The organism is Rhizobium sp. BK591 (assembly GCF_014195045.1).
GTDB classification, from domain to species: domain Bacteria; phylum Pseudomonadota; class Alphaproteobacteria; order Rhizobiales; family Rhizobiaceae; genus Rhizobium; species Rhizobium anhuiense.
Map to the genome: position 1 here is coordinate 932,921 of NZ_JACIAZ010000002.1, position 17,379 is coordinate 950,299.

The 17,379-nt window shown below is 61.9% G+C and carries 16 protein-coding genes; 10 read left to right on the top strand and 6 right to left on the bottom strand.

Features of this window, described 5'->3' with window-relative positions; genetic code table 11:
• Positions 1-91 precede the first annotated feature (91 nt).
• From FHX10_RS11505 to FHX10_RS11545, 9 genes are all read left to right on the top strand, one after another.
• A complete protein-coding gene (locus FHX10_RS11505; RefSeq protein ID WP_097542532.1) occupies positions 92-1,588 on the top strand; it encodes a sugar ABC transporter ATP-binding protein in 1,497 nt (498 codons plus the stop codon).
• 18 nt (positions 1,589-1,606) lie between these two features.
• Positions 1,607-2,647, top strand: a complete 1,041-nt coding sequence (locus FHX10_RS11510; protein ID WP_028757289.1) for an ABC transporter permease — start codon at positions 1,607-1,609, stop codon at positions 2,645-2,647.
• Between the two features lie 51 nt (positions 2,648-2,698).
• A complete protein-coding gene (locus FHX10_RS11515; protein WP_047612187.1) occupies positions 2,699-3,796 on the top strand; it encodes a substrate-binding domain-containing protein in 1,098 nt (365 codons plus the stop codon).
• Between the two features lie 95 nt (positions 3,797-3,891).
• Positions 3,892-4,224, top strand: a complete 333-nt coding sequence (locus FHX10_RS11520; RefSeq protein WP_097542531.1) for a hypothetical protein — start codon at positions 3,892-3,894, stop codon at positions 4,222-4,224.
• Between the two features lie 309 nt (positions 4,225-4,533).
• Positions 4,534-5,559 carry an ABC transporter substrate-binding protein gene (locus FHX10_RS11525; RefSeq protein ID WP_028757166.1) on the top strand — a complete coding sequence of 342 codons (1,026 nt, stop codon included), beginning with the start codon at positions 4,534-4,536 and terminating at the stop codon, positions 5,557-5,559.
• A gap of 34 nt (positions 5,560-5,593) precedes the next feature.
• Positions 5,594-6,493: an ABC transporter permease gene (locus tag FHX10_RS11530; protein ID WP_028757167.1), complete on the top strand. Its 900-nt coding sequence runs from the start codon at positions 5,594-5,596 to the stop codon at positions 6,491-6,493.
• Positions 6,469-7,218 carry an ABC transporter ATP-binding protein gene (locus tag FHX10_RS11535; protein WP_028757168.1) on the top strand — a complete coding sequence of 250 codons (750 nt, stop codon included), beginning with the start codon at positions 6,469-6,471 and terminating at the stop codon, positions 7,216-7,218. The genes FHX10_RS11530 and FHX10_RS11535 overlap by 25 nt, the downstream gene beginning before the upstream one ends.
• Positions 7,219-7,255: 37 nt before the next feature.
• Positions 7,256-8,629 (top strand): LLM class flavin-dependent oxidoreductase, encoded by a 1,374-nt coding sequence (locus FHX10_RS11540; protein WP_028757169.1) that lies wholly within the window; start codon positions 7,256-7,258, stop codon positions 8,627-8,629.
• A gap of 57 nt (positions 8,630-8,686) precedes the next feature.
• A complete protein-coding gene (locus tag FHX10_RS11545) occupies positions 8,687-9,757 on the top strand; it encodes an LLM class flavin-dependent oxidoreductase (protein ID WP_028757170.1) in 1,071 nt (356 codons plus the stop codon).
• On the opposite strand, the gene FHX10_RS11550 is transcribed toward FHX10_RS11545, so the two are convergent.
• Entirely contained in the window at positions 9,730-9,924 is a 195-nt protein-coding gene (locus FHX10_RS11550; protein WP_245433202.1) for a diguanylate cyclase domain-containing protein, read from the bottom strand. The two genes, FHX10_RS11545 and FHX10_RS11550, sit on opposite strands and share 28 nt — an antisense overlap.
• Before the next feature lie 806 nt (positions 9,925-10,730).
• Between FHX10_RS11550 and FHX10_RS11555 the strand changes: the two genes are divergently transcribed.
• A complete protein-coding gene (locus tag FHX10_RS11555; protein WP_028757171.1) occupies positions 10,731-12,692 on the top strand; it encodes a methyl-accepting chemotaxis protein in 1,962 nt (653 codons plus the stop codon).
• Positions 12,693-12,773: 81 nt separating this feature from the next.
• Here FHX10_RS11555 and mctP read toward each other — a convergent pair whose 3' ends face one another.
• From mctP to FHX10_RS11580, 5 genes are all read right to left on the bottom strand, one after another.
• Complete coding sequence (gene mctP / locus FHX10_RS11560) at positions 12,774-14,249, bottom strand: sodium:solute symporter family monocarboxylate transporter (protein ID WP_028756205.1); 1,476 nt, start codon at positions 14,247-14,249, stop codon at positions 12,774-12,776.
• Positions 14,239-14,436: a DUF3311 domain-containing protein gene (locus tag FHX10_RS11565; RefSeq protein ID WP_028756206.1), complete on the bottom strand. Its 198-nt coding sequence runs from the start codon at positions 14,434-14,436 to the stop codon at positions 14,239-14,241. The genes mctP and FHX10_RS11565 overlap by 11 nt, the downstream gene beginning before the upstream one ends.
• 247 nt (positions 14,437-14,683) lie before the next feature.
• The gene (gene mctR, locus FHX10_RS11570; RefSeq protein WP_028756207.1) at positions 14,684-15,355 is read right to left on the bottom strand and encodes a two-component system response regulator MctR; all 672 of its coding nucleotides are present in this window, start codon (positions 15,353-15,355) and stop codon (positions 14,684-14,686) included.
• The gene (gene mctS, locus FHX10_RS11575; protein WP_028756208.1) at positions 15,352-16,737 is read right to left on the bottom strand and encodes a sensor histidine kinase MctS; all 1,386 of its coding nucleotides are present in this window, start codon (positions 16,735-16,737) and stop codon (positions 15,352-15,354) included. The genes mctR and mctS overlap by 4 nt, the downstream gene beginning before the upstream one ends.
• 87 nt (positions 16,738-16,824) lie before the next feature.
• Positions 16,825-17,289 (bottom strand): Lrp/AsnC family transcriptional regulator, encoded by a 465-nt coding sequence (locus FHX10_RS11580; protein ID WP_018246856.1) that lies wholly within the window; start codon positions 17,287-17,289, stop codon positions 16,825-16,827.
• Positions 17,290-17,379 lie beyond the last annotated feature (90 nt).

Consider the following 17,379-nt stretch of genomic DNA (forward strand, 5'->3'; position numbering starts at 1 on the left):
AATTCGCGATCGTCATCTTTCCGCTTGACCATCCGTAAATGTTATCGATAACATACAGTCAATGACAACTGCAGCTTTGGGAGGAGCCACAGTGGAAGCCAAGAGACTGCTGGAGTTCCAGTCGATCACCAAGAGCTTCGGCGGCACGCAGGCGCTGCGGGACGTCTCGATCGACCTGCGCGAGGGCGAAATCCTCGCGCTGCTGGGAGAAAACGGCGCCGGCAAATCGACGCTCATCAAGACACTTGCCGGCATCTACAAGCCTGATAGCGGCGACATCCTGTTTCGCGGCCAGAGCTATCATCACCGCCCTCCGAAGCCGAACGAGCGGCAGCCGGTTGCCTTCATCCACCAGGATCTCGGTCTGATCGAGTGGATGACGGTCGGCGAGAACATGGGCCTGTCGCAGGGCTTCTCGATGCGTCGCGGCCTGATCGATTGGAACAGGACGCAGGCGCGTGCCAAGGAAGCCTTGAAACTGGTCGGCTGCGATTTTGATCCCACCACGCGGGTCTCGGCGCTGTCGCGCACCGAAAAATCGCTTGTCGCCATTGCCCGTGCGCTTGCCGTCGAAGCCGACGTTCTGGTGCTCGACGAGCCGACGGCGAGCCTTCCCGCCGATGAAGTCGATCGGCTGTTCAATGCGATCCGCCCGCTGAAGGACCGCGGCGTCGGCATGATCTACGTCTCCCACAGGCTCGACGAGATTTTCCGCATCGCCGATCGGGTCGCCGTTCTGCGCGACGGCTGTATGGTGGGACAGAAGCCCGTCAGCCAGACGACACCCGACGACCTGGTGACGATGATCATCGGCCGCAGCGGCGACAGCCTCTTTTCCAAGACGGAGATCAGGCCCGGCAAGGCAATCGTCGAGGTTCGCGATCTCGTTTGCGCCGGCACGAGCCCGATATCCTTCGATATAAGAGAGGGCGAGCTTCTGGGCCTTGCTGGATTGCGTGGCGCCGGGCAGGAAAGGATCGGCCGCGCGCTGTTCGGTTGCGAGCCCTTCAACGGCTCGGTTCTGCTGCATGGCGAGGCCCCGGACCTTTCGAGCCCGCTGCGGGCCATGGCGTCGGGCATCGGCTTGATTGCCCGTGACCGGACGGAGGAATCCGTGGCGCTGTCGCTTTCCATTCGGGAAAATACCTATCTCAATCCGGGCGCCGTCGGACGTGGGCTTTTGTCCTTCCTGTCGCCGCGCGGCGAAGCCGATCTTGCCCATAAGATCGGCCATTCCGTCGGCCTGCGGCCGAACGACCCGGATTTGCCGGTGGAGGCCCTGTCGGGCGGCAACCAGCAGAAGGTGGTCGTCGGCCGCTGGCTGGCGACCGGCCGCAAGCTGCTGATTGCCGAAGATCCGACCGCCGGCGTCGACATCGGCGCGCGTGCGGAGATCTACCGTCTGATCACGCAGGCACTCGAGGCCGGTCTCGCGGTTGTCGTGGTGTCGACGGATTTCGAGGAAATCGCCCATATCTGCCACCGCGCGCTGGTCTTCTCGCGCGGCAAAATCGTCAGTGAACTGATTGGAAGCGCCCTGACGACGGAGGCGGTCATCACAGCCGCATCCGCATCGGAAGCCGCTTGAGCCATCGGGAGAACAGCCATGCAATCCATTGAATCCACGGCGTTGGAGCCGACCAAGAGCGAAATGGCCGGCCTGTCCACAGGCCAGAAGATCGGACGCCTGATCCCGGTTTACGGGCTGGTGATCCTGACCGTCGGCCTGATCGTGATCTTCTCGATCCTGCTGCCCGATACGTTCCCGACCGTGTTGAACATCCGCTCGATCGTTTCCGACAAGGCAATCATTGCGCTTCTGTCGCTCGCCGCGATGATCCCGATGGCGTCGGGCCGCATCGATCTCACCGTCGGTTATGGCATCGTGCTCTGGCACATTCTCGCCATCAGCCTGCAGACGGCCTACGGCCTGCCCTGGCCGGTCGCAGTCCTCATCGTTCTCGCACTCGGCGTCTTCACCGGCTTCATAAACGGCCTGCTGGTGGAGGTCGCGAAGATCGACAGCTTCATCGCGACGCTCGGCACAGGAACGGTTCTTTACGCGCTTGCCCTCTGGCACACCGGTGGGCGACAGGTGGTCGGCGTCCTGCCGGAAGGTTTCTATGCGCTGAACGGCACCATGCTGTTCGGCCTGCCGATCACCGGCTTCTACGTGCTGCTGATCGCCATCTGCATGTGGATCGTGCTCGAATACCTGCCGATCGGCCGGTATCTCTACGCCATCGGCGCCAATCCGAAGGCCGCCGCCCTCAATGGCATTCCGGTCCGCAAATTCGTGATCGGCGCCTTCGTCACCTCGGGGCTGCTGGCGGCCCTGACCGGGGTCCTGCTCGCCTCGAAGCTGCGGATCGGCCAGGCAAGCGTCGGCCTCGAATATCTGCTGCCGGCGCTTGTTGGCGCATTTCTCGGATCGACGACGATCAAGCCCGGACGGGTGAACGTCTGGGGCACCTTGATCGGCGTCATCATCCTGGCGGTCGGAATTTCCGGAATTCAGCAATTCGGCGGATCGTTCTTCGTCGAACCGCTGTTCAACGGCGTCACCCTGCTGATTGCCATCGGCATAGCAGGTTACGCCCAGCGCAAACGCGGAGCTGTGAGGAGGATCACACCCGCATCCAAATGAGGATGCCGGCTCATCCCGGCATTTCACAACAAACAAAATGGAGGAGTGAACATGAAGCGCAGAATGTTATTGCAGGCAACGGTCGCAACCGTCGCCGTTATGCTGAGCATCCCGGCATTGGCCGATTCCATGGCCGACGCCAAGGCCGTGGTCGACAAGTATGCTTCCAAGGTAAGCGCCTGGGATGGCCCGACGAGCGGCCCCAAGGGCGCGACCGGAAAGAACATCGTCATTCTTGCCGCCGATATGAAGAACGGCGGCATCCTCGGCGTGGTCAATGGCGTTCAGGAAGCGGCAGGCGCGCTGGGCTGGACGGTGAAGGCGCTCGACGGCGCCGGTTCGATCGGCGGGCGGACCGCCGCCTTCGGCCAGGCCATGGCGCTGAAGCCGGATGGCATCATCATCAACGGCTTCGACGCGGTCGAGCAGAAGCCGGCGATGGAAGCGGCCAAGGCTGCCGGCATTCCGATGGTTTCCTGGCATGCGGCGTCGGCTGTCGGTCCGGTTCCCGAAGTCGGTGTCTTCGCAAACGTCACCACCGATGCGATGGAAGTGTCGAAGTCCGCGGCGGATTGGGCCTTTGCCGATGCCGGCGGCAAGCCCGGCGTCATCATCTTCACCGACTCCACCTATGCGATCGCGATCGCCAAGGCCGATCGCATGAAGAAGGAGATCGAGGATCTCGGCGGCACGGTGCTCGAATATGTCGACACGCCGATTGCCGAAACCTCTCAGCGCATGCCGCAGCTCACCACCTCGCTTCTGCAGAAATATGGCGCGAAGTGGACGCATTCCCTGGCGATCAACGACCTCTACTACGACTTCATGGGACCTTCGCTCGCCTCAGCCGGTATTGCAGGCGACGGAAAACCGGTGAACGTCGCCGCCGGCGACGGTTCGGAGAGCGCCTATCAGCGGATCCGCGCCAAGCAGTTTCAGGCCGTCACGGTCGCCGAGCCGCTCAACCTTCAGGGCTGGCAACTCGTCGACGAATTGAACCGCGCCTTTGCCGGCGCTCCCTGGTCGGGCTACGTCTCGCCGCTGCATGTGGTAACGAGCGCAAACGTCGAGTTTGACGGCGGACCGAAGAACAGCTTCGATCCCGACAACGGTTACCGCGATCAATACAAGAAAATCTGGGGCAAATAAGCCTTTCAGTCAGGGCGTATCGACCGATACGCCCTGATATTCCGACAACACACCACCATCGATCCAGCTCCGGCGAGTTTTGGAAAAGAGACCCTATGATCATTCGTTATGCTTTGTTTGAAGGCGAAATCCATCCCGGCAGAGAAGCGGAATTCCGCGCATTCGTGCGGCAGCGGCTCGTCCCTCTCTGGACGAAGTTTCCGGGCGCCGAGGAAATCCGGGTACTGGACGGAATGGAACGAGACGAAGGCGCCCCGATCTATGCCATGGCGCTCGCCATTCGTTATCCCGATATGGATGCGGTGAAGGCGGCACTGCTTTCCGGTGTGCGGTCCGAGAGCCGCGAAGTCACCGGCGAACTCCTGCAACTCTTCACCGGCAAGGTGCATCACCACGTATTCTCGGCCAACGAATACGCACCGGCCTGACATCAGGCGAGTTTGACGTCGACGCCGGTTCGGGCGAAGGTCGATTACTCCGGCCGTCGCCTGCTCTTATCAACAGAAGAGACCTATTAAGCGCCGCGGACGATGTCCCAGGCGCTTTTTTTACGCCTGCTCACCCCGATCATCCTGCGAAGGTGCCGGATGCGATCGTTCCGGATGCTCGACTTTTGGGGACAATTTTCCACCAGCGACGCTTTTATTAAACTAAATAGTCTACCGATTTAGTAGATTATCCGCCATTTTACCGTGCATCGTTCCTGCAAACAACAATCCGAAACGGGAAGATCGACGATGACATTGGCAAAGACATTCAAAATTGCGTTGTTCAGTCTGCTTGGTCTCAGTGCCGTTCATGGTCCGGCGGCGGCCCAGGCAGATGCCCCCCTGCTTGCCAAAGTGCCGCCAGGCACGGTGCTGACGATCGGCGATCCGGTCACCCAGAAAGCTCTCGAAGTGTCCGGCCTCGACAAAGAGCTCAGTTTTGAAGTGAAATGGGCCAATATCAGCGGCGGGCCGCAGACGTCGGAAGCTTTTCGCGCCCATGCGCTTGATGTCGGATCGGTGGCCGAGATCCCCTCGATCTTCGCCAACTGGAACAACCTGCCCGTCCGCAATATCGCCTATCGCGAACGTCGTGACCCAATCGCCAATCCCATCTACCGCTTCGGTATCGCACCCGGCGCAGCCGTCAAGACGCTGGCCGATTTCCGCGGCAAACGCATCGCCTTCAGCCCGGGCCAGGCCCAGGGCACGCTCGTCCTTCGGGCGCTGCATGCGGCAGGTCTGAAGAGCAGCGACGTCACCCTGGTGGAACTGCCGAGCACCGGCGACGTCTATCCGAAGGCATTGGCGAGCAAGCAAGTCGATATCGCGCCGCTCGGCGGTGTCTATATCAGGCGGTACATCAGCCAATATGGATCGGACGGAGCGACCCTCGTGGAGCATGGCCTGCGGGACGATCCGAGCCATCTTTATGCGCCGCAATGGGTTCTCGATGATCCCGCCAAGGCGGCAGCTCTCTCCGAATATGTTGGCCTGTGGGCACGCGCCACCGAATGGGTGAACCGCAATCCGGACCTCTGGATCAAGGAATATTATGTCGGTCAGCAGGGCCTCAGCCAGGAGGATGGGGAATTTCTCGTCAAGCTGACCGGCGAACAGATCGTTCCCGCCGATTGGAGCGAAGTGAAGAAGCGCCACCAGGAAACCATCAACCTGCTGGCGGACGAGCTCGGCTACCAATCTTTCGATGTGGAAACGATTTTCGACAACCGTTTCGAAAAGCTCGGTGCCGCGGCTCTCGCCAAGAGCCAGTAACGTTCGACGTCCCTTCGGAGAGGAGACCTGAAGCATGGCAACCACTTGGGATGCAGATGAGGCGAAACTATCCCTGACATCAGGCGGGAGAGTTGCGCATCGAGTTTCACGAACGGCAAGGCCGGCCGGCTCGACTGGCTCCGCCGGCCCTCGCGCCCGTCGTAGGCTGGGTCCAGGACCCGCAATCCCTTTCGGGCTGCAGATCGGGCCGGCATTGCTTGTCCTGACCTGGGTCGTCGGCTCGGCGCTCGGATGGATCGACCCGCGCATCCTGTCGGCGCCGTGGACGGTCATCGAGGCTTTCGCAAGGCTGATAGAGCAGGGCCGCCTGCAGGACAATTTCGTGACGTCGGCGACGCGCGCCCTGCTCGGCCTGAGCATCGGATTGCTGATCGGTACGCTCCTGGCGGTTGTCGCCGGCCTGTCCCGGATCGGCGAAGCCCTGATCGATGGTCCGGTCCAGATCAAACGCGCGATACCGACGCTGGCCCTGATCCCCTTGCTGATCCTGTGGTTCGGCATCGGCGAGGGCATGAAGGTCACCACCATCGTGCTTGCCGTCATCGTGCCGATTTACATCCACACCCATAATGCGCTCCGCAGCATCGACAGCCGTTATGTCGAACTGGCCGAGACGCTGCGCATGAGCCAGAAGGACTTCATCCTTCAGGTGGTGCTGCCGGGCGCCTTGCCGGGTTTCCTCTTAGGCCTGCGGTTTGCCGTTACCCTCTGCTGGGTCTCTCTCGTCGTGGTCGAGCAGATCAACGCCACCAGCGGGCTCGGCTACATGATCGATCTTGCCCGCAATTACGGGCAGACCGACGTCATTCTCGTCGGCCTGGTGGTCTATGTGCTGCTGGGTCTCATTTCGGACGGTCTCGTCCGTCTGCTCGAACGGAGGGTCCTCTCATGGCGCCGCACCCTGGCAAACTGAAGCCCGCGACCAAGGCCGTCCACGTGCGGAACCTCGTACGCCGGTTTGCGAAAAAGACCATCCTTGACGGCGTCGATCTCGACATCGAGGAAGGCGAATTCGTCGCCCTGCTCGGCCGAAGCGGCTCCGGCAAAAGCACGTTTTTGAGGGCTCTTGCCGGTCTCGATCACGATGTCGAGGGCACCGGCACCCTCGAGACGCCGGAAAGCCTTTCGGTGGTTTTCCAGGATGCCCGCCTGCTGCCGTGGCGCAGCGTGATCCAAAACGTCACGCTCGGCCTGGCCGGCACCACCGGTCAGGAAGCCGGAAGGAAGGCTTTGGCGGAAGTGGGACTTGAAGGGCGGGAAACGGCGTGGCCGAACCAGCTTTCGGGCGGCGAGCAGCAGAGGGTCGCCCTTGCCCGTTCGCTGGTGCGGGAGCCGGCCCTACTTCTCGCCGATGAGCCGTTCGGCGCGCTCGACGCGCTGACCCGGCTGAAGATGCACGATCTGCTGCGGGAATTGTGTGCAAGGCACCGTCCTGCGGTGCTGCTCGTCACCCACGATGTCGACGAGGCGATTTCGCTGGCCGACCGGATACTGGTCCTCGACGAAGGCCGTCTCATCGAGGATCTCAAGATCGATCTGCCGACGCCGCGCGATCATGGCGATCCGCGCTTTGCACAATTCCGCGCCCACCTCCTCAGCCGGCTCGGGGTCGACCTCCCGGGCCGCAAGGCTGCCTGAAACGGGCAGCAGCTCAATTTGATCTGGAGATAAGCCAATGAGCACATCGAAACGGCAAATGCGGCTTGGCGCGTTCATCATGGCGACCGGCCATCATATCGCCGCCTGGCGCCATCCGGAGGCGCAGGCCGATGCCGGCCTCAATATCGATCACTACCGGGAGCTCGCCCAAACCGCCGAGCGCGGCAAGTTCGATCTCGTCTTCGTCGCCGATAGTCCTGCGGGATGGGACCGCGCCAAGGACCCGGAAGCGCTTCGTCGCACCGCCCAGGGCGCGCATTTCGAGCCCCTGACCCTCTGGGCCGCCCTCTCGCAGGTCACCAAGCATATCGGCTTCGTCGCGACCGCATCGACGACCTATGAGGATCCCTATCTTCTCGCCCGCAGGTTTGCGTCGCTGGACTACATCTCCAAGGGCCGTGCGGCCTGGAACGTCGTCACGACGGGCGCGGATGTTTCGAAGAATTTTTCGATCGCCGGCCATCCCGCCCATGCCGATCGTTATGAGCGGGCCGAGGAATTCGTCGACCTGGTGAAGGGCCTGTGGGATTCCTATGAAGACGACGCCTTCATCCGCGATAAGGAGAGCGGCGTCTATCTCGATCCCGACAAGGTGCATCTCGTCGATCACAAGGGCAAGTTCTTCTCGGTGGCCGGTCCGCTCAACGTCGGCCGTCCGGTTCAGGGCTATCCTGTCATCGTGCAGGCCGGCGCATCCGAACCGGGACGCGAGCTTGCCGCCCGCACGGCCGAGATGATCTTTACCGCCAACCAGACTCTCGAGGATGCGCAGGAATTCTACTCCGACGTCAAAGGCCGGCTCGCCCGCTACGGCCGCCGGCCGGACGAACTGCTGATCAGTCCCGGGATATTCCCCGTTCTCGGCGGCACGGAAGCCGAAGCCCAGGCGAATTACGACTATATCCAATCCCTGGTTCATCCCTCCATTGCCTGGAATATCCTCGCCCGCCACTACAGGGGCGTCGATCTTTCCGGCTACTCGCTTGACGACCCCGCCCCGCCCCTGCCCGATAATACCGAACTTAACAAAAGCCGCCTCAAGCTGGTTTCCGACCTGGTGTCGCGCAACAATCTGACACTGCGCCAGTTCTATCTGGCGGTCGCCACCGCTCGCGGCCACCGGACGGTTGTCGGAACACCCGAGCAGATCGCCGATGCGATGCAGACATGGTTCGAGAACGGAGCCGCCGACGCCTTCAACATCATGCCGCCGGTGCTGCCCACGGCGCTGACCGATTTCGTCGATCAGGTCGTCCCCATCCTGCGCAAGCGCGGCCTGTTCCGGCACGAATATGAAGGCACGACGCTGCGGGAGAACCTCGGCCTCCAGCGCCCGCCGAATGGCTTCGCACTTCAGGTGCAGCAGCAAAAGGCGCAGGCCGCCGTATGATCTCCCGGGGGCTTCCCGGTTTCCGTGTTCCGATCACCGACAGAACTGCAGCATCGCATGAGCAATCATTCCGAATTTCTCTGGTATATTCCCAACGACGTCAGACCCGGTCATCGCGGCGATTCCGCCGTCGAGAACCACAACAGCCTGGATACGCTGACCAGCCATGCGCGGGCGCTCGAAGAGCATGGCTGGAAGGGGGCGCTCATTGGCACCGGTTGGGGCCGCCCCGACACGTTCACCGTCGCGGCCTCGCTCGCCGCACGGACCACCACCTTCGAACCGCTCATCGCGATCCGCCCTGGCTATTGGCGACCGGCGAATTTCGCATCCGCGGCGGCGACACTGGACCACCTCACAGGCGGCCGCGTGCGGATCAACATTGTGTCGGGCAAGGACAACTTAGCCGCCTACGGCGACAGCGAGGGCGATCAGGCGCATCGTTATAGCAGGACCAGGGAGTTCATGCGTCTGGTCCGCCGATTGTGGACGGAAGAAAACGTCACCTCGGCGGGCGAGCACTTCCGGGTCGCCGAATCCACCGTCGCGCCACGTATAGAGGTTCGTGGCGACCGTCGGCACCCCAAGTTCTATTTCGGCGGCGCCTCGGAGGCGGCCGAGCGGGTGGCCGCGGCCGAGGCCGATGTCCAGCTTTTCTGGGGTGAGCCGTTGGATGGTGTCCGCGAGCGGATCGACCGGCTCAAGGCGCTGAGCCGGGAGCTGGGCCGCGACCTCCCGCCGCTGGAATTCGGCCTGCGGATCACTACGCTGGTCCGCGACACCACGGAACAGGCCTGGGCCGACGCCGAGGCGAAGGTCGCCGAGATGGCGAGAAACAAAGGTACCGGCTGGCACGATCACCAGCGTGTGCTCGCCGTCGGCCAGCAGCGGCTTCTCGAGCTGCATGAGCGCGGCGACGTGCTCGACGACAACCTCTATACGGCGCCGGGCAAGTTCGGCGGCGGCGGTGCCGGCACCACCTGGCTGGTCGGCTCGGCGGCGGATGTCGCCCGCTCGCTGCGCAAATACCAGGATCTCGGCATCACCCACTTCGTGCTGTCCGACACGCCCTATCTCTCCGAGATCAGGCGGCAGGGCGATCAGCTCCTGCCGCTGCTACGCGGCTGAGGCAGAAGCAGGAATTCCTCGCCGCCCATGCGGATTGCCAGGCTACCTTCCCTCCCGGCATCGCCCAGCAAGCCGGCAACGTGGCGCAGAACGATATCGCCGATGGAATGAAAAGATGTCGTTGATGCTTTTGAAATGGTCGATGTCGACCGATAACAGGGCGGCATGGGTCAGGCTGGAACCGACCCAGTCCGAGTGCGGCATTCCCAATCCAGGCGCACGGCGCTGTCGAGCAGTTCCCGCCAGCTCGCTGCCGGGTTCTCGTCATGCTTTGACTCGGAAGAAGCCCGGCGTGCCACCTCCGCCCCATTTCTTTCCACGCCGCATCGTCCATGAGAACCTCTAACAATTCTCAAAGTGTTGGGCTTAACAACCGGCGAACTCCGCTGATCGGCATCGACTCGCTGTCCTAATACAACCGGAAAGACTCGTAATTATTGTTGGTCATTCGCCGAGATCGTCGCTCGAATCGGGCGCAAGAAAAGTGCTACGGTCTAATCTTACAACATAAGATCTGTGCAAATTCTGCCGGACAACTTATCATATTCTCTTGATGCGGGCATATGCCCAGCGAATGCGCAAATTTCCGCGAAAATATACGAAAAGCGCTGCAGAATGGCGCCCTGTCGGCTCCGTTTACACTCTATAAAATATATTCGCCTAAATTTTTTGATGTCGGAGCGACGGTCTCAGGATCGTCACCTATGCCATGATGGCGCACCAGGCCCCGAAATCTCGCATAATATCGACGTTGTTACTTTGACACACCGCCTCGCATCTTGGGCGCGATGGCTCCGCGCACTCACAGGGTAAACGCGCAAGGGCATGCAAATGGCATCGTTCCGGCGCGCAAACGCGCCTTTCGGCGCATTCGGGGACAGATCGAGGGCCTCGCATTTGAACGAGATATCACGCGCGACCCTGGCGACCAGACACGTTTCAACAAACCTCGCCCACACGATGGAGAGTGCGAATGAAGAGCATTAAGAGTTTCGGGATCGCGGTGCGTCTCACCCTTGGCTTCAGCTTCCTGGTTCTGCTGATGGCCGGCCTGACCATCTATTCGGCGGTCAAGGTCGCTGAGATCAACGACAATCTTGAAACGATCAACGACGTCAACAGCGTCAAGCAGCGCTTTGCCATCAACTACCGCGGCAGCGTGCACGATCGGGCGATCGCGATCCGTGACGTCACTCTGGTGACCTCTGCCGATGAGCGGAAGACTGCCGAGGCATTGATCGAAAAGCTGGCCGCGTCTTACGCCGAGAATGAAAAGCGCATGGCGGAGATGGTTGCATCGCCGGCAGGTGCGACGGAACAGGAAAAGACCATTCTCAGCGAAATCGCCGACATCCAGGCGAAGACCAATCCGCTGGTCGCCCAGATCATTGCGCTGCAGGAGAAGGGCGACGGCGAGGCAGCCCGCAAGATCCTGCTCGAACAGGCGAGGCCGGCCTTCGTTGCCTGGCTTGGCGCCATCAACAAATTCATCGACTATCAGGAAGCGCTGAACAAATCGATCGGCGGCGAGGTTCGCAGCGCGGCGAGCGGCTTCAAGCCGATAGCGATGACTGCGCTCGGCATTGCGGCTGTTCTGTCCATCATTGCCGCTGCCATCACCGCACGCACGATCGTCGGCCCGCTGGCAAAACTTCAGCTTTCGCTGAAGGCTATGGCCGAGGGCAATCTCGACGGCGACCGTCGCCTCGAAGCGCGTGGCGACGAGATCGGCAGGCTCGCACGGGCCGTGGCCGGCTTGCGCGACGCCATTTCGGCAAAGGCCGAACGGGAAGCCGATGCGGAAGCCAAGAGGTCGGTAGCGGAACGGCACCGGCTCGAGCAGGATGCCGGCGAACGCCGCACCCTGGCCGAGCAGACGGACCAGGCTGTCGGCCGGCTGGGCACCGCATTGCAGGCGCTGGCCGACGGTGACCTCACGCAGCAGATCGACACGCCGTTCATTCCGTCTCTGGAAAAGCTCAGAGCCGACTTCAATTCCGCGGTCGAAAAGCTCCGCGCCGCCATGCAGAAGGTTGCCCAGAACGCCAGCGCCATCGCCGGCGGCGCGCAGGAGATCCGCTCCGCCTCGGATGATCTCGCCAAGCGGACCGAACAGCAGGCTGCATCCGTCGAGGAAACGGCGGCTGCGCTGGAGGAGATCACCACCACCGTCGCCGACTCGAGCAACCGGGCTCAGGAAGCCGGCCAGCTCGTTCGTAAGACGAAGGAAAATGCGGAACGCTCGGGCAGCGTCGTTCGCGATGCGGTCGACGCCATGGGCAAGATCGAATCCTCCGCCACCGAAATCGGCAGCATCATCGGCGTCATCGATGAAATCGCCTTCCAGACGAACCTGCTGGCGCTGAATGCCGGCGTCGAAGCGGCGCGCGCCGGCGAAGCAGGCAAGGGCTTTGCCGTCGTCGCCCAGGAAGTGCGCGAGTTGGCGCAGCGTTCGGCCAAGGCGGCCAAGGAAATCAAGGAACTGATCAACGCGTCGAATGGCCATGTGAAAAGCGGTGTCGCCCTGGTTGGCGAGACCGGAAAAGCCCTGCAGGAAATTGCAGTGCAGGTACAGCAGGTCGACGGCAATGTCGTGGCGATCGTCGGCGCTTCGCAGGAGCAGGCGACGGGGTTGAAGGAGATCAATGCCGCCGTCAACAAGATGGATCAGGGCACCCAGCAGAACGCCGCCATGGTGGAAGAAGCGACAGCCGCCGCCCATAGCCTCGCCAAGGAAGCCGACGCGCTGTTCCAGTTGCTGGGCCAGTTCAACATCGGCGGAGCGGTGGCACCAAAGCGCATATCGCAGCCCGCCGCCGTGGCACAGCATGCTCAACCGGTGGCCTCGCCGGCGCGCCAGATGATTGCCAAGGTGGGCAAGTCGCTCCAGGCGAATGGCAATGCGGCGCTGGCCGGCGATTGGGAAGAGTTTTAAGTCGAGCTGATCCCCCTCCAGCTTGTGCTGGAAAGCAAATGGTTACGAAGGGCAGCGTTTGCTGCCCTTCGTATTTTCATCCTAGGCCCGAGCCGGAACCTTGGCCGGAAGCAGGGCGTTGACCACGACCGCAACACCGATGTTTGCCGCAAGCGCCAGCAGTCCCGTGTAGACGGTGAAGGGTTCGCCGCCGAGGCTGATCAGGTGCAGAGGTTTCCAACCGGCATCCCAGACGAGGAAGGTGCCGCCGCAGAAGCCGACGAACCAGCCGGCAAGCAGGCCGGGTGCGCGGAACCAGTTGGTATAGAGACCGAACACCAGGGCCGGAAGTGTCTGCAGGATCCAGATGCCGCCGAGCAGCTGCAGGTCGAGGGCGAATTGCGTCGGCAGGAAGATGATGACGAGAAGCGCGCCGACCTTCACCACCAGCGACGTCACCTTGGCGACCTTGGCCTCACCCGCATCGCTGACTTTGGGATCGACATAGGCTTTCCAGAAATTGCGGGTGAACAGATTGGCGGCGCCGATGCTCATCACCGCTGCCGGCACCAGCGCGCCGATGGCGATCGCCGCAAAGGCGAAGCCGGAGAACCAGCCCGAAAACAGCGTCTTGAACAGCGTGGGAACGACGTCATTGGCGCTGTCGAGCTTCAGGTTGGCGGCGTGGCCCATATAGCCGAGCAGCGCCAGAAGGCCGAGCAGCAGCGTATAGGCGGGCAGCATGATCGCATTCTTGCGGATCGTCTTGCCGCTGTTGGAGGCAAAGATGCCCGTCAGCGTATGCGGATACATGAAAGCCGCGAGCGCCGAACCCAAGGCGAGCGTGGCATAGGCGACATACTGGTTGCCGCCGAGCAGCAGGCTGCCGGAACCCTTGGCCTGGAAGGCCGCGTCAGCCGAGGCAAAGACATTGGCGTAGCCTCCGAGCTTCGACGGGATCAATGCGACGGCTGCGATCACGACGATATAGATCATGATGTCCTTGACGAAGGCGATCAGAGCCGGCGCGCGCAGACCCGCTGAATAGGTGTAGAGCGCCAGCACGATGAAGGCGATCGCCAGCGGCAGTTCGCCATGCAGCCCGAGTGCCTTCAGCACCGCCGTCATGCCGACGAGCTGCAGGGCGATGTAGGGCATGGTGGCGATGACGCCGGTTGCCGCCACCGCGAGTTCGAGACTGCGCGATCCGTATTGACCGTGGACGACGTCGGCCGCCGTCACATAACCGAAATCCTTGGCGCGTTTCCACAAAACCGGCATGACCATGAAGACGAAGGGATAGACGACGATGGTATAGGGCAGCGCGAAGAAGCCGTAGGCGCCGACGGTATAGACCAGCGCCGGGACGGCGATCACGGTGTAGGCGGTATAGAAATCACCGCCGACGAGGAACCAGGTGATCCAGGTGCCGAAGTTGCGTCCGCCAAGGCCCCATTCATCGATATGGGCGAGTGTCTCCGGCTTGCGCCAGCGGCTGGCGACGAAGCCCATGACGGTGACGAGCGCGAAAAAGAAGATGAAGACGGCAAGCGCCGTGCCGTTGATGTCAGTCGTCATGGCGGGTGCTCCGATAGGCGATCCAGGTCAGCGTCGCGGTGATCGGCACCCAGAGAAGCTGATACCAGTAGAAGAACGGAAAGCCGAAAAGAGCCGGCTCGCGGAGATTGTAGAATGGCGGCCAGAGCAGACCTATAAACGGAATGACAAGCAGCCAGAGCGCTGCCTTGCTACGTGGTTTTTCCATGTCGGGATCCCTTTCAGGCGCCGCGGGCGGCGGTCGCCATGTTCCAGTTGTCGGCGTGGAAGGCAGGTCTGTCAGCCGGCGGCCGCGGCAGGCCCGATTCGGGTCGCTTGCGGTTTTCCGGTCGATCGGAAGCTGATGTAACGCATGTGAATTCCTCCCAACGGCTCGCACTCGGCCAGCCGTGAGGGGAGTCCTAGGACGCTGGTTTCATCCCCACAAGATGGGTGCAAGGGTGAAATGCCGGGGCCTACCCAGAAGTGGGTAGGCGCGAATTCACGTCGACTTTTGCAACGATGCCGTGGTCGAGCGCATAGCGGATGAGGCCCGCCGTGGTTGCGATGCCGAGCTTTTTCTTGAGATTCTTGCGATGGGTTTCCGCCGTGGCGGAGCTTATCCCGAGCGCCTCGGCGATCTCCCGGTTGCTCCTGCCGGCAACGATCAGCCCGAGAATGTCGCGTTCGCGCGGTGTCAGGGGATCGCTCCCCTCCTCCACCCGCTCGCCCATCAGCGCGTCGAAGACGCCGGAGGAGAAATAGGTGCCACCGCCTGCGACGGTCTCGATGGCCGAGACGATCTCGTCGGTAGAAACGTCCTTCAGGATATAGCCGGCTGCGCCATGCATGACCGAGGAGGAAATATATTCGCGGCTGTCATGCATGGAGAGCATCACCACCCGCGCCTGGGGCAGTTCGTTCCGGAACAATTCGATCGCATCGATGCCGCTCAGCTTCGGCATGTTGATGTCCATCAGCACGACCTGCGGCAGAACCTGCCGGCCGATGTCGAGCCCCGTTTGTGCGAGCCCCGCCGTGCCGGCGACTTCGATATGGTCGAATGTTTCGAGCACTGCCTTCAACCCGTCCAGCACCAGCGGGTGGTTGTCGATCAACAGCACCCTGATTTTCAGGCGTTCCGTCATGCGGCTTCCGCCTGCCGATCGGCGGGACGATTGGCCGATTTCGGCAGCATCGCCGTCAGCGTCGTGCCGGTCTCGCTGCTGTTGATCAGCAACAGACCGCGGAAGTGGGCCATCCGTTCCTGCATGTTGCGCAGGCCAAGACCCGATCTGCCGGATAAGTCGCCCCTGGCGCCGTCGAAGCCGGTGCCGTTGTCGGTGACGGTCATGCGGGCGCGGCCGCCGTCGCTCCAGAGCTTGACCGAGAGTTTGGAGGCGCCCGAGTGGCGTTCGACATTGTTGAAGGCTTCCTGGGCGACGCGATAGAGCGCGGTGCTCGCCTCGGCCTTCAGCGTGTCGGTGAAGCCCGAAGCATCGATCTTCGTCTCGATCCCCGTCCGCTCGGCGAAATGATAACACAGCGCCTCTAACGCCGCCGTCAGGCCGAGATCGTCGAGCACACGCGGCCGCAGATCGTGCGACAGCCGCCTGATCTCCTTGATGGCGCCGTTCAGCGCCTCGACGCCGCGGTCGATGGTAAGAGCGGCATCGTCGACATTGGTCCTGACCTTGCGGCCGGCAAGGTCCATCGCATAGCGCACGCCGACGAGATTCTGGGAAATGCCGTCATGCAGCTCGCGCGCAAGCCGCGCGCGCTCTTCTTCCTGGGTGTCGATGACCCGCTGCGTCAGCGCCTTGAGCCGGCTGTCGGCCATGCGGCGCTCGTGGAAAGTCAGCAGCATGCAGGTGGTGAAAACGACGAGCACCGAAGGCACGGCGATCAGCGCGACGATGATGAAGGTCCGTCTGATGTTGGCGCGCATGTCGGCATTGGCGGCGGCACTCTGGGCAAAGACATCGTCGAGGTAAACGCCGGTGCCGACCACCCAGTGCCACTTGTCGAGACTGACGACGAAGGAGAGCTTGTCGGCGATCTGTCCGGTCGATGGTTTCTGCCATTTGTACTGATGCAGGCCGCCGCCCGCTTTTGCCGTGGCGATCAGTTCGGCAATGACCTTGTCGCCATCCGGATCGGTCAGGTCGAGCCAATTGTGCCCGTGCCGGAACGTCTGGCGCGGATGGACGATATTGTTGCCGTCATAGTCGTAGACGAAGAAATATCCATCCTTGCCGTAGTCGAGCGAGGTCAGAATCGCCGCCACCTGCTGCTTGGCAGCCTCGTCGTCGGCGCCGGCCTTGTCGTAGATCGTCTGGATGGCGGACAGGGCAAGGTTGGTCAGATTGAGGATTTCGGCTTCCTTGGTCTTCAGCATGTTCTGCTCGAACGTATCGATGCTGTTCTTGGCGAGGTTTGCCGATTGCCATGTGATGAAGGTGGTGATCGCAAGGATCGAAATGACGAGCGGGACGATCGCCAATGCGATGATCTGGTGTCGTAGCGTCAACGATCATTCCTCCCGAGAATGTGTGCCCGGAATTATGCCCTTTGCCGAATGCGAGTCCAGCGGCTTGTCCGCGCGGCCGCGCCAGCGCTATTCCAGCGGCACGAACAGACCGAGCTTGACGTCGCGCAGCACGACATTCGTGTGCATGCGGCGGATCTGCGGATTGTCTGCCATGATCAGCGCAGCGATATCGTCATAATGTTCGACGTCGCGGGCGGTGACGATCGCGATCAGATCGACCGCGCCCGTGACGTAATAGACCTGCTGTATGTGATCCTGCTTCTCCGCCCACAGGCGGAACTTCGCCAGCGCGTCGTAATTGTCCCGCTCGATCTCCATCCCGACGATGAACACCATCGCCGTTCCCGTCGCCTTGCGGTCGACGACGGCCACCTCCGCCTTGATGATCCCCTCCTCGCGCAGCCGCTTCAACCGTCTTTGCACGGCCGAGACCGACAGCCCGATCCGTTCGGCGATCGTTTCGGCTTTCAGCTGGCAGTCGCGCTGAACGATATCGAGAATGTCACGGTCAAAACGATCCAGTTGTTCCATTGTTCAGTCCAATTCTCGCTGCGGCACTTCGCGGTTTCTGCCGCATTCGCCGCGTGAGGAAGATTATTTTGCACAAATTATGCAGAAGAG

Coding starts and splice junctions, on each gene's coding strand:
- FHX10_RS11510 (WP_028757289.1), top strand. CDS start 1,607: ATGCAATCCATTGAATCCACGGCGTTGGAGCCGACCAAGAGCGAAATG.
- FHX10_RS11515 (WP_047612187.1), top strand. CDS start 2,699: ATGAAGCGCAGAATGTTATTGCAGGCAACGGTCGCAACCGTCGCCGTT.
- FHX10_RS11520 (WP_097542531.1), top strand. CDS start 3,892: ATGATCATTCGTTATGCTTTGTTTGAAGGCGAAATCCATCCCGGCAGA.
- FHX10_RS11525 (WP_028757166.1), top strand. CDS start 4,534: ATGACATTGGCAAAGACATTCAAAATTGCGTTGTTCAGTCTGCTTGGT.
- FHX10_RS11530 (WP_028757167.1), top strand. CDS start 5,594: ATGGCAACCACTTGGGATGCAGATGAGGCGAAACTATCCCTGACATCA.
- FHX10_RS11535 (WP_028757168.1), top strand. CDS start 6,469: ATGGCGCCGCACCCTGGCAAACTGAAGCCCGCGACCAAGGCCGTCCAC.
- FHX10_RS11540 (WP_028757169.1), top strand. CDS start 7,256: ATGAGCACATCGAAACGGCAAATGCGGCTTGGCGCGTTCATCATGGCG.
- FHX10_RS11545 (WP_028757170.1), top strand. CDS start 8,687: ATGAGCAATCATTCCGAATTTCTCTGGTATATTCCCAACGACGTCAGA.
- FHX10_RS11550 (WP_245433202.1), bottom strand. CDS start 9,924: ATGCCGCCCTGTTATCGGTCGACATCGACCATTTCAAAAGCATCAACG.
- FHX10_RS11555 (WP_028757171.1), top strand. CDS start 10,731: ATGAAGAGCATTAAGAGTTTCGGGATCGCGGTGCGTCTCACCCTTGGC.
- mctP (WP_028756205.1), bottom strand. CDS start 14,249: ATGACGACTGACATCAACGGCACGGCGCTTGCCGTCTTCATCTTCTTT.
- FHX10_RS11565 (WP_028756206.1), bottom strand. CDS start 14,436: ATGGAAAAACCACGTAGCAAGGCAGCGCTCTGGCTGCTTGTCATTCCG.
- mctR (WP_028756207.1), bottom strand. CDS start 15,355: ATGACGGAACGCCTGAAAATCAGGGTGCTGTTGATCGACAACCACCCG.
- FHX10_RS11580 (WP_018246856.1), bottom strand. CDS start 17,289: ATGGAACAACTGGATCGTTTTGACCGTGACATTCTCGATATCGTTCAG.